The following is a 10,463-nucleotide window of genomic DNA, read 5'->3' as shown; positions in this document are numbered from 1 at the left end:
ATCGACCGCGATGATTAGTTTTTTTCGTCTTGCCTCGACACGGTTGAGCAGTCGAAGATCTTTACAGCCAGCTCGGTCAATACATCCAGCGGGAGCCTGTTCAGGTTGTCGGTCATGTTCTTCGAGAACGGGACATCCGCGCCGTCAGCCCCCTTCATTTTGCTCCACCCTGCCAGACCGTAGCCGAGGGTTACCGACATGGCGCGATGATCGAGGACTATATGCTCCCCTCTCATCTTCGTAAGCATGCTCACTTCCATATATTCCAGGCTGGTGAGACCGCGCAGGCGGAAGATGGTCGCGTCCGGCTTCCCCTCTTCGTCCTTCAGCGTGTAATCGAACGGGGCTACTATTTCGAGTGCTTTCATATTCTCTACCTCTTATGTAAAGGCGATTGACAGTTCGTCGTCGCCGGAATCCTTTTTCAACTGCGCGGTGATGTCCATCGTGACAACCCCTTCGCGGTCCCCTTCGGCTATCGCCGTAAAGACCAGCTTCGGAGCTGTTATCGTCACCCGGTTGCCTGCCGCTCCCACGGGACCGAGATTGAGAGCGAGGAGATTTCCGCCGCGCCAATCCTGGAACCAGTCCTTTGTCGCTATCAGCTTGTCTTCAGGGTCTAGTGTGCAGGTCGGCTCCCTGTCTGACAGCAGTATCTCCGCGTAGCCGTTCTCGGAATTCATATCGTCGCGTATGCTCATCACGTTGCCGTAATCGATATCGACCTTCGAAACGGTAGCAGAAAAGCCGCCGACCGTGAGCGCAACGCTCTTCATCACCGGCGGGACAGTCGCTTCGACCGTCGGTGACGGAAGGGCTACGTCCGTTACCCCGCCCGTGAGGGCGAGATGTCCGGTGAATGTGAATGTGACTACGCCGGGGTTTCCTGCCGCGTTTGCCATCTTCCACGTCCCTCTGCATCCAAGGAGTTTGTACAACTTCCCGTCGCGGTAGACGTAAATGGTGGCCGACTTCTGCCCACTGCTTGCGGGGTCGTAGGTTACGGATGTCGCGGGGACAACCGTTTCCGCCATACCGCATGCCTGCAGGAGGCGGCCTATCTTCGGGGCTGTTCCTGCCGTCCCGGAGCCTTTCAGCTCGTGATTGAACTCGACCTGCATCAACGAGCCTCCGTAGAGGGTTTGAAGCGGTCCGTGGGTGGAATCTATGCCGGAGCGTTTGACCATCCGCTCGTTTGCCGGTTTAATAGAGAGATCCTGAACGACCAGCGCGTCTGTGGCGGCCGTCGGAACCGGATCGGTCTTGTAGGTTACTTCGGTCTTGAACAGTAGGACGCTATTTTTTGACAACATTGCCGGTCCCTCCTTTTTTTTCGTCGGTCGACTGTTCCGTCGCTGGCGGCTTTACCTCTTCCGCTCCCCCCGACCTCCGTTTCATCGTCACTTCTTTTTTTTCTGCCATTGCTTTATCTCCTATGTTGATGGGTCGGTTCGTGACCGCCTGTAATGCACATGCCAAGCTATATCCTGCCGGGCAACACCTTTTTCCGCGTCGGTCAAAAGCTCCGGCGCCGAGACATCACCCTCGTTTGAATCGAGAACCCACGCGAGGCCGAGGGTGTAATCAGCGGATAGAGCGATAGCTATCTCTTTTCTTATCTGATTGAGCGTGGTTGTGAGCGCGCTGTTCGCCTTCAGGTATGCCGTGATTATCACCGTGAGCGACGAATCTATAAATTCGAAAGAGCTCTCCATCTTTGTATCCTCCCCCTGCGCGACGGAGAGGAACGGAAGCTCCGTATCTTCCAGCGGATCCAGCACGTCGCGCCCGACGTTCGCGCCGGTTGTCGCCAGACCGGTCACGAGGGTGAGGATCTTTGCCGTTATCTGTTCCGCCCTGTGATCCATTACTTCTCTCTCAATACCAGATCAACAAGACCGACTGTGCCGGTCGTGCCGTCCGGTTCGGGGAACGATACCGTGTAGACAACCGATTCGATTGTTATCTCATCCCCTTTTTTAACCGTGGGAAACTGTGAGCGCTTCACAGTGAAGACAGGATGATAGCCTTCAATATTGCCGACCTCGACAAACCTTTTATTCAAGATGCCCTTGACAGGGTTGCCGTTATACAGCCCCGTCACTCCAAACCCGGATGTTGAGAGGAATGTGTCGAGGTCGGCTTCGGTCTCTATTCCCATTATTCAGTCTCTTCCTCTTTATCCGCTTCACGCTTCGCAAGCTCGTCATCAATCGCCTTGATGATCGTTTCGCGGTTCGCGCCTTCCAGCTCTTCTTCCTTGACCGCTTGCAGATCTTCGTCGGTGTAATCCGGGATGAGGGCTAGAAGTTCCGCCTCTTCCTCTTTATCCGCGCGCTTCGCAAGCTCGTCATCGATCGCCTTGATGACGGATTTACGGGTTTTCCCTGCCTCCTCTGCCGCCTTGAGGTTCGCCAGCTCTTCGCCTGTGCAGTCTCCCAGTGCGTCAATCACCTGGCTGACGTTGCCGTCAAGGATAGCGAGAACAGGATCCGGTGGCGTGTCGGCGGTATTGTCGCCGTCTGAACCCGGGGTATCATCAGCGGGGGAAATATCGGCCAGCAGAGACTTGGAGACGGCTCCGTCATATCCAATCTCTTCTCCCCTTTTGAATTGAACAGGTGAAAGGATTTCACATGTTCCGCCAGCTTCATCTGTGAGTTTTTTCAGTGCGTGGCTCCTTGCCTTGAACTGTTCCTCGGTCACCTGCAATTTCCCGGAATGGAAATTTGCTGATGCGCCTATCACTTTATACTTTTTCATTAATCCTCCGTTTAAGCGGGGCGGGTTTCCCCGCCCCATTTATTCCGTTAATAGCTATCGCTATACCAGTGTCACCAGACAAGCGTGCTGCCAGTATCCGTATCCAACATTTCGGATTGCCGAAACTCCGTATTCATGTTTTTTATGCTTGAATTCGAGTTCAGATCCTTCTGCCACGGCAGACAACACTACGTCTTCCTCCTGCTGGCGGATGAACGGTTTTACGTTGCCATCGGCGCGGAATATCGAAAACCTGTCGGTCCAGGAAAGGCGCGCATTGACATCAAGAGCGATGTTAAATCCTCCGATGTTCGTTATGGTGTTCGTTCTGGAACCGGAACCATCCACGATAACCGGATTCTTTATGGCGGCGGCAGCCGATGCCATGAATGGGACGGGAACCATCACCCTGAAAGATGTTGCTTCCTCGTTCATCGGTTCGCCCTGGTCGTCCTTGAAACCGAGTATTTGTGCAACACCAGCAAGGATAGCCTTCTCCATCTCCGCCGCGGTCGGCGCTGTGGTTGTGGCTACATCCGACGTAATGTCGTTCGACTGCGTACCACTATCACCCTCGGAATGGTCGGTATCAAAGAAATACTGACCGTCATAGCAGAGAGAAGATTCGCCATTAATTACAAGAGCGGAAAGAAGTTTCGCCCAGTGAGCGTTAGTTCTGTCCGCAAGGTCCCTTATCCGGGTGAGCACTTGACCGGTTTTATCCCTGCGTAACTCTGACACAAGAACTTCCAGCGTGGCTTCGTATTCCTTGTTCTCAATCGTTATTCCATTTTCACGGAAACCTTTCGCCTGTCGACCGCCGACCCACTCCCTCATGGCAGGAGCCATACCCAGCCACTTGTAATTCTCGGAAGCCTGATCGGAAGTGAACAGCATCGAAATTGGATCTATCCAGCTCGTGCCGATGTTCTGCGATAGCCGGGCATAGAACTCGCCGATTATCGCGCGGCTTGACAGCCCTGCTGTTCCCATACCTATGATTGGAAGGGCATACAATGCGCCGTCAGCCGACATAACGGGCTCATACGGCGTGGAGGTCAACCACCCCGCAAACAGTGCAAGAAACAAGATTATTATTTTTTTCATTTCATACCCCCTTACTGACCGATGCGGCGCAGAAGGTAATTCACCTTCGCGATGATATCGGCAAAATTGTTGTTAAGCGTCGCCTGGCTGAACGCTCCGCCAACGTCCGCAACCGTTCCATCAGCCGTGCCTGTGGTACTATCTGTCAGTTCTGCTTCTACTCCACTGTTTGCGGAAAAGGCGACAATGCCGACGCCGGAAGAAACGAACCTGTATACATACCCGATGCGTGTGTTGCTCCCTTGCGTCAAGGTGAAGGTGTCGTCATCGGAAGCATACACATCCTTACCTACATCCGTGATTGCCAGCGAGCCGATAGATAGCTGTACCAGACCACGGGTGAGGACACGGATGTTCTTGTCCCCTGCCGCGCCGGTGGAATTGTCCACCTTCCTTTCAGCGAAACCACGGAAAGGATCACCCGCTACGAGGGGGCGAGCATATCCTGAGCCGTTATCGCCTACAGCCGACCCTTCGTATATGATGTCAGTAGCGAGAACGGGAAGTTCGTTGATATCCCCCAACTCGAAGGGGCGAGCGAGATCGCTTGCTCTTGTAGCCATTATTTACCTCCTTTGAAAATCTTGGACTGTCCGCCTTTATCCGCCTTTACATAGGCGAGATAGGACTCGAATGACGAAAATTCTGCATGAAGTTTTTCGTCCTTGTCCCAAGCCGCTTTTGCCTGCTCTTCCGTTGTTCCTCCCACCTTCGCGGTCTCCGCGTCGGAAGCAGGTTGTGGAAGCGCGGATGGCGAGTTCTGCTGAAGGTCGGCCAGTACATCCGACCTTGATTTCGCTTCCGCTTTCAGTATCAGTGAGGCGCATTCGTCCGCGCTCTTGCCGTCCTTCAGGCAGGAGGCGACGATATCGCCATGACCGAGAGCGGGAACCGCCATAATTGCCGTGACGCGATCGCGCTCGGCTTTCATCCCCGCTTCGCTCAACTCCTTGGCTATCGCGGGATAGTCTTCCGCTACCCCCTTCGCCGATATGGCGGTAGATTCCAAAGTCATTGGTAGATGTTCCGCCTTTGCCTGCTCCTTCCCCTCCGCCAACACTGCGGCGTAGAGTTCGGGATGGTCGGCTTTCAATTTGTCTTTATCCATCATCCTTTCCTTTCCTTTTGTTTGAGCATCGGTACCACTTACCTTTGCATTCGGTTTTGCGGCAGAAGCACTCCCTGCCAATTCTTCCATTAACCGGTCGAACGAAGACACACTGTCCACGAGACCGGCTTCTATTGCCTGTTTCCCGATGAAGCCACGTCCATCGGCCATATTTTCCAAGACAACATCGGTACTAACTCCACGGTTTTGCGCGATATTTTCTACAAATACGGAATAGAGGTAATCGACCGCATCCTGAAGCTCCTGCTTTCCTTCCGCACTTAAAGGTTTATAGTAAGAATTGATGCGCTTGTATTTACCGGCATATATCTCGGTGGTTTTCACTCCCAGTTTCTTTTCGAATTCAGAAATATCCATGTGTGCTGTAACCACGCCTATCCCGCCGATATCGCAGGTTTCGTTTGAAATCACAACTCGGTCGGCGGATGTACCTACCCATGTTGCCGCCGAATGCATCATTCCATCTACAAACGAAACAATCGGCTTGATGCCGCGAGAATCATAAATAAGCTTTGCCAGATCCTGCGTTCCGTCGACAGTCCCGCCGGGGCTATCTATTTTCAGGACGATTTTATTCACATCCTTGTTCGCCAATGCATGTTTGAATTGTTCACGCACTATTTCCGTGGATGTCCCGCCGAAGATGCCCATGAACACGGAATATTTCTTAAGAAGAACATCTTCAAGAGCGATAACGGCGATGCCGTTTTCGATTGAATAATCTGATGGCAGGGGCTGTTTCAATACACCGAACAGACCATCAAGGGCTATTTTCGGGCCAGCCATGATACCGGAATAGGTTTTGATTATCTCCTCGTACTTTTCTCTTTTTATCCCCCATGGCGTACCCAGGATTTTTAGAAGTTTCATTTACCGTCCTCCCTGTCAGAATCCGAGCCGGAAGAGTTATCCGGTTCGCGGTTAGTGTTTATGTCTGTCGGTGGTATCTTTTCCGATATCAAACCGCCTTCGAGCCTCTTTTTTCTCTCCTTTACCTGTTGCGGATGGTTCAGGTCCCAATCCCCTCCGTTGTAGGAAGCTGTTTCCTGCGACAAGGTCGTCATGCCTATATCGAGCCTCTTCTCGGCGGCATTGACCTCTTTCAGCGGATCTATCTGCCCCATTGCCGGACCTATCCATTCGGTGCCGAGATACGCCTGTCGGATGAGCGGATCATTGAAAAAACCGGGGGCTATGATTCGCCCATTAGCTACCGCTTCATAAAAGAACGCTTCGTATGTCGGCTGGCAGAAGGAGGTTACAAGGAAGTGCCTCATTTTTTTATAGAACGTCCACGCCTCAAGAAGCGCGCCGCGCGAAGCTGAGTATGAGGCGGTAAAGTGTTTTATCAGGACTTCATACGGCTGGTGGAGACCGGCTCCTATCTGGCGCGCCATCGACATGACGAACTGATCGAATGCCGTGTTCGGTCGACCCGGATTGACAACATCGACACCCTGCCCTTCGCCAACGGAGAGGATGGCACCGGGGGCGAGCTTGAAATCCTCATCGGTCCCCTTTGCTTTTGTTTCCGTTTCCGGTTTCATCGGATCCATTTCGTTGCCGTCCTTGTCCCTTAGAATGACCGTGAAGTATGACGATATGACGGCGGCCATCAGCTCGCCGTCGGTGTACTTCCCGAGCATCTTCAACGTCTCCATTACCGGCGTGAGATACGGAATACCGCGCGACTGCGCTATACGCTCCATCTGGTAGAGGTGAAGCATGTTGCGGCGACCTGTATTCGTGAACGCGTCTACCTTCACCCATTCGCCCTTCGTCGAACCGTAGGCTTTGCCAGGATGGTTCTTGGAAACGTAATAGGCGACAGGTGCGCCGGTTGTATCCTTCTCTACCCCGCCGACCAGCGTGTCGGTGTCTCTCTGCCTGTTCGGATTTGATACTCGGTCGGCTTCTATCAGCTGAAGTTTCAGACCGTAGGTATCGCCCGGGCGTTTGATATATGGCATGTTGACGAATGAATCGCCGTTCTCAAGAACGGAACGGAAAGCAAGGAACTGCAATGCGCCGTGATTGAGGGCGCGACCGTAATCGCACTGCGAGGAGAAGAGTTTCCATTCGCGCTCGACGTTCCGCTCAAAAGCGTCGGCATCTTCTTCGGTCATGCCTAGATAGTCGCGGTCTATCCTTGACTGTGGTTTCAAGCCCGGCCCGACCGCGTTTGTGCAGACCGTGCCGACCGCGCCGGTGGCAAGAGGTATATTGCGGATCATATCGCGGGATCTCTCACGAAGGGTCGGCAACTCACCCATGAGGTCGGTGTCGGCATCCCCTCCAAGGGGTTTCCACGAGCTAAGCTGTCTTCGTGTGCGCGACGCGCCGACATAGGCGGTCGTTGACGACTCGGCAGCCGCCATCTGCATCCGGGCCTGCATCCGGGCCTTGCCTCTTACCGGGTCAAACGCCTTTATCGCGCGGTCGAGGAGGTTACCCTTTGCCGCTTCGCTCAGCCTCTTTTCCATTTCAGCGGGGCTCATAGCGGAGTGCCTCCCCGTATGCGGATGCCACCGCTACCTTTTGAAAGTTTATTGACTTGTGCGTTCCAATAGGTGATGTTTTCACGGATCTGCGCAGCGTCGGCGCGATTAAGCGAACGACCGGCGACCGAGTACGCCTGTCCGCTTGCGACAGCCGTGTCGGCGGCCATCCATTCGGCCAATTTTGCTTCTGCCTGTTCGAGCGTTATTCCTGCCATGGTTTACATTTTGTCAAGAATAAATAGAGGCGTGTTTCCGGTATTTCCGCTTTTTTTAATTATTTTCATATTCCGGCCTGTTTTGTTTCCAGCCATGAATGAAAACTGTCCGAAAAGACCCGGTACCAGCCGTTCCCTACGCGCGGGGCGGCTTCCAGATTCCCTTTGCTCACCTCTTCGGTCACTATCTGGCGCGCCCGTCGATCGGTGACGCAGAGCGTTCGCGCTATCACGCCGGTCGAGATCACGCGTCGCTTTCGCTTCATCCCGATATCCCCCGGCTGATGACGCGACGACCGCCACGACGAGGAGGGAGCGGATCGGTAGACTGCCCGAGATAAACGGCAAGGGCGCGATAATCGGGATTGAGGATCCGCAATACGGCGAGATTGTAGACGCGGATATCAAGGGCTTCGTTGCGAGACCGGATCTGTACCCATTCCTTGTGGGCAAATCCTTTCTTGTACCTAGTAACCATCTTCTCAGCGGTCACTTGAGCAAAATATTCCTCATCATACCACATCGGGAAGTGACAATATCCAGCGCCGGGGTTGGTTACTTTCAATCGCGAATAGATAAGCCCTTTCGCCTGGAACGTGCCGACGAGCCATATCGGAACGGGACGGCGGTTGCGACCGGTTTTCTTCTGCTGTGGGCTTCCTGCTATCGGATAACCTGGGCGACCTACCCCCATCAGCGCGTAAATACGACGGGACATACGAGGGCGGACAAACGAATATACATAATCCGTTTGGTATCTGGTGTCTATTCCTACCGCCGAGATAGTCAGATCCGTTCCAGATTCATGACGGTATGTCCTCAGCAACTCCTTGTCGAGTTCTTCCCAAACCTGTTGTTGCGTAGGATCTCCATAGATGACCTTCCGCGCGATGCCCCACGATTCTTCGTACATCCCCCACCCGACAACCTCCATTTCCAGACGGTCGCCCTGAACGTCAACAGCGGCCGTCAATACCAGAGCTCCGGCGGGAACTTCCGCTGCATACTCCTCGCGGCGGGACAGGAGAACATGCTCGCTCACCTTCTCACCTTGCTCTTCCCACACTTCGCCGAGAACTGTATTGACGAACGTCTGCAACTCCTCTGGGTTGTTTTTGCAGTCGAGGAACTCCGAGACAAGCTGGGCCCATGTCGCATTCGGCGAGACCGAATACGCCGCCCATATATGAAAACCAGCGTGACCTGTGAAAGGCTTGGTCGCTCGCCATTCACCTCGATCCAGCATCCACCGTTTATCCTTCTCTTCAATGACGCATCCGCAATGACAACATGTGAAATGGGCCGTCTCCGGCAGTGGTTTCCCGTCCGCGTCCTTATCCCACGACATGAAAGCGTATTTGATGGAGCTCGATATCTCCCCGCTGTATTGCGTGTCGGAGAATTTCAGCACCTGAAACTTCTCGCAATGCGGACAGGGTACGAAGTAATAACGCTGGTCGGATTTCGCAAAGAGTTTCTCGATCTTCGAATTACCCTTTTCGGTCGGCGTTGAACCGGCGATGATTTTCCTGTCTGGAAACCATAAAGTGCGCTGTTCACCCAGCTTTATCTGGTCACCCTCAGACCCCGCTGTCGGCGGGTAGCCGTCTGTCTCGTCGAAGATAAGTACCCGGATGGATATTCGGCGGAAGCCCGTCGCGCTGTTCGCTCCGATGAGGCGAAGTGACCCGCCGGGGAAAACCTTCTTTTCAATCGTGTTGCCGGAATCTTTCGCCTTGGGCGATGGGAACAGTTCGCGAAGTATCGGCGTGTCGGCGATCATGGAGGCAATCTCTTCCTTGCTGTAATCCTGCGCGTCGTTCACGGTCGGCTGTACTACCAGTATCGGGCAGGGATCTTCGGCAACGTAATAGGCGATCGTGTTATTGATGATTTTCGTATAGCCGACGCGCGCCGCTTTCATCACCGTCACACGCTCGACAGACGGATCTGTAATAGCGTCCATTATCCCCTTCTGATATGGCAGGGTTCGCCACTTGCCGACGCTGGCGCTATCGCCGGAAAGGAACGCGTAGTTATCTGCCCATTCGCTAAGATTTCGCCGAGGCGGAATCCTTAGAACTTCGTTTGCTATTTCGGCGAGGAACCTTTCGACCTCTTTCAGGGGCGATAGCAAGTTCTCGGAGTTCGTCGGTGCAGTCACGGATGCCAAATTCCAGCTCCTTCTTTATCTCAGTTTTTGGCAATCCGTCGAGGCGGATTGCCATCTTGGTTGGCAAGGCGCGCATGTGGGCGATGAATGTTGATAGCATGTTCGATACAGCAAGTCGGACATCCTCTTTGTAAAAGTAATTTCCTTTATCAACCTCTAGTTTGAATTCAGTCTCTTCCGCCTTCGCGGTTTTGTATCTGATCTCCGCTTCAGTTAAGGTCTCCTTGTCTCCTGCCTTAGCCTGCATCTCTATATGACGGAACAGTCCCGTCAGAGATTCAGCAAGCAGGTACTTACCGCGCCCTTCTCTCCTGACAACCCCTTCGTCCACAAGTTGCTGAATGCGCCGGTCCGTGTACCCGGTCCACTCCATCAGATCCTTTAACGTGCAATGCTTTGCCAAACCCATTCTTCAATTACTGTTACCCTTTCCTTCTTTCATCTGTTTTCCCAAACGAAACGAAATGACTTTTCAAATGCTTACACCTAGCCACTTTCCGCGCCTCTGCGCACCCGCTTTGCAGGAGGCGCTGGGAGTACCTTGAGTGCTATTATTATCACTGTATATCCTCACC

General features: G+C 53.5%; 14 protein-coding genes. All 14 read right to left on the bottom strand.

What is annotated here, in order from left to right:
* Positions 1–14 precede the first annotated feature (14 nt).
* The 14 genes from OEY64_03300 to OEY64_03235 all read right to left on the bottom strand — a co-directional run bounded on the left by OEY64_03300 (position 15) and on the right by OEY64_03235 (position 10,297).
* Positions 15–368 carry a hypothetical protein gene (locus OEY64_03300; protein MDH5541973.1) on the bottom strand — a complete coding sequence of 118 codons (354 nt, stop codon included), beginning with the start codon at positions 366–368 and terminating at the stop codon, positions 15–17.
* Between the two features lie 12 nt (positions 369–380).
* Entirely contained in the window at positions 381–1,313 is a 933-nt protein-coding gene (locus OEY64_03295; protein ID MDH5541972.1) for a phage tail tube protein, read from the bottom strand.
* Positions 1,297–1,422, bottom strand: coding sequence for a hypothetical protein (locus tag OEY64_03290; GenBank protein ID MDH5541971.1), 126 nt, complete (start codon positions 1,420–1,422; stop codon positions 1,297–1,299). The genes OEY64_03295 and OEY64_03290 overlap by 17 nt, the downstream gene beginning before the upstream one ends.
* A gap of 11 nt (positions 1,423–1,433) precedes the next feature.
* On the bottom strand, positions 1,434–1,868 hold the full coding sequence (locus tag OEY64_03285; protein ID MDH5541970.1) for a hypothetical protein: 435 nt from the start codon (positions 1,866–1,868) through the stop codon (positions 1,434–1,436).
* Positions 1,868–2,161 carry a hypothetical protein gene (locus OEY64_03280; protein ID MDH5541969.1) on the bottom strand — a complete coding sequence of 98 codons (294 nt, stop codon included), beginning with the start codon at positions 2,159–2,161 and terminating at the stop codon, positions 1,868–1,870. Before OEY64_03280 ends, OEY64_03285 begins: the two co-directional genes overlap by 1 nt.
* Entirely contained in the window at positions 2,161–2,763 is a 603-nt protein-coding gene (locus OEY64_03275) for a hypothetical protein (GenBank protein ID MDH5541968.1), read from the bottom strand. Before OEY64_03275 ends, OEY64_03280 begins: the two co-directional genes overlap by 1 nt.
* Before the next feature lie 60 nt (positions 2,764–2,823).
* On the bottom strand, positions 2,824–3,870 hold the full coding sequence (locus OEY64_03270; GenBank protein MDH5541967.1) for a Mu-like prophage major head subunit gpT family protein: 1,047 nt from the start codon (positions 3,868–3,870) through the stop codon (positions 2,824–2,826).
* 11 nt (positions 3,871–3,881) lie between these two features.
* Positions 3,882–4,433 carry a cytoplasmic protein gene (locus OEY64_03265; protein MDH5541966.1) on the bottom strand — a complete coding sequence of 184 codons (552 nt, stop codon included), beginning with the start codon at positions 4,431–4,433 and terminating at the stop codon, positions 3,882–3,884.
* Positions 4,433–5,869, bottom strand: coding sequence for a S49 family peptidase (locus OEY64_03260; protein ID MDH5541965.1), 1,437 nt, complete (start codon positions 5,867–5,869; stop codon positions 4,433–4,435). The genes OEY64_03265 and OEY64_03260 overlap by 1 nt, the downstream gene beginning before the upstream one ends.
* Entirely contained in the window at positions 5,866–7,497 is a 1,632-nt protein-coding gene (locus OEY64_03255; protein MDH5541964.1) for a phage portal protein, read from the bottom strand. The genes OEY64_03260 and OEY64_03255 overlap by 4 nt, the downstream gene beginning before the upstream one ends.
* The gene (locus OEY64_03250; protein MDH5541963.1) at positions 7,494–7,715 is read right to left on the bottom strand and encodes a DUF6148 family protein; all 222 of its coding nucleotides are present in this window, start codon (positions 7,713–7,715) and stop codon (positions 7,494–7,496) included. Before OEY64_03250 ends, OEY64_03255 begins: the two co-directional genes overlap by 4 nt.
* 65 nt (positions 7,716–7,780) lie before the next feature.
* Positions 7,781–7,981 (bottom strand): hypothetical protein, encoded by a 201-nt coding sequence (locus OEY64_03245; GenBank protein ID MDH5541962.1) that lies wholly within the window; start codon positions 7,979–7,981, stop codon positions 7,781–7,783.
* Positions 7,978–9,879 (bottom strand): phage terminase large subunit family protein, encoded by a 1,902-nt coding sequence (locus OEY64_03240; protein MDH5541961.1) that lies wholly within the window; start codon positions 9,877–9,879, stop codon positions 7,978–7,980. Before OEY64_03240 ends, OEY64_03245 begins: the two co-directional genes overlap by 4 nt.
* Positions 9,767–10,297: a hypothetical protein gene (locus OEY64_03235; protein MDH5541960.1), complete on the bottom strand. Its 531-nt coding sequence runs from the start codon at positions 10,295–10,297 to the stop codon at positions 9,767–9,769. Before OEY64_03235 ends, OEY64_03240 begins: the two co-directional genes overlap by 113 nt.
* Positions 10,298–10,463 lie beyond the last annotated feature (166 nt).

It is taken from the genome of Nitrospinota bacterium (assembly GCA_029881495.1).
GTDB lineage: Bacteria > Nitrospinota_A > UBA7883 > JACRGQ01 > JACRGQ01 > JAOUMJ01.
Note: the sequence above shows the minus strand (reverse complement) of the source record. Positions and strands in the feature narration are given on the sequence as shown.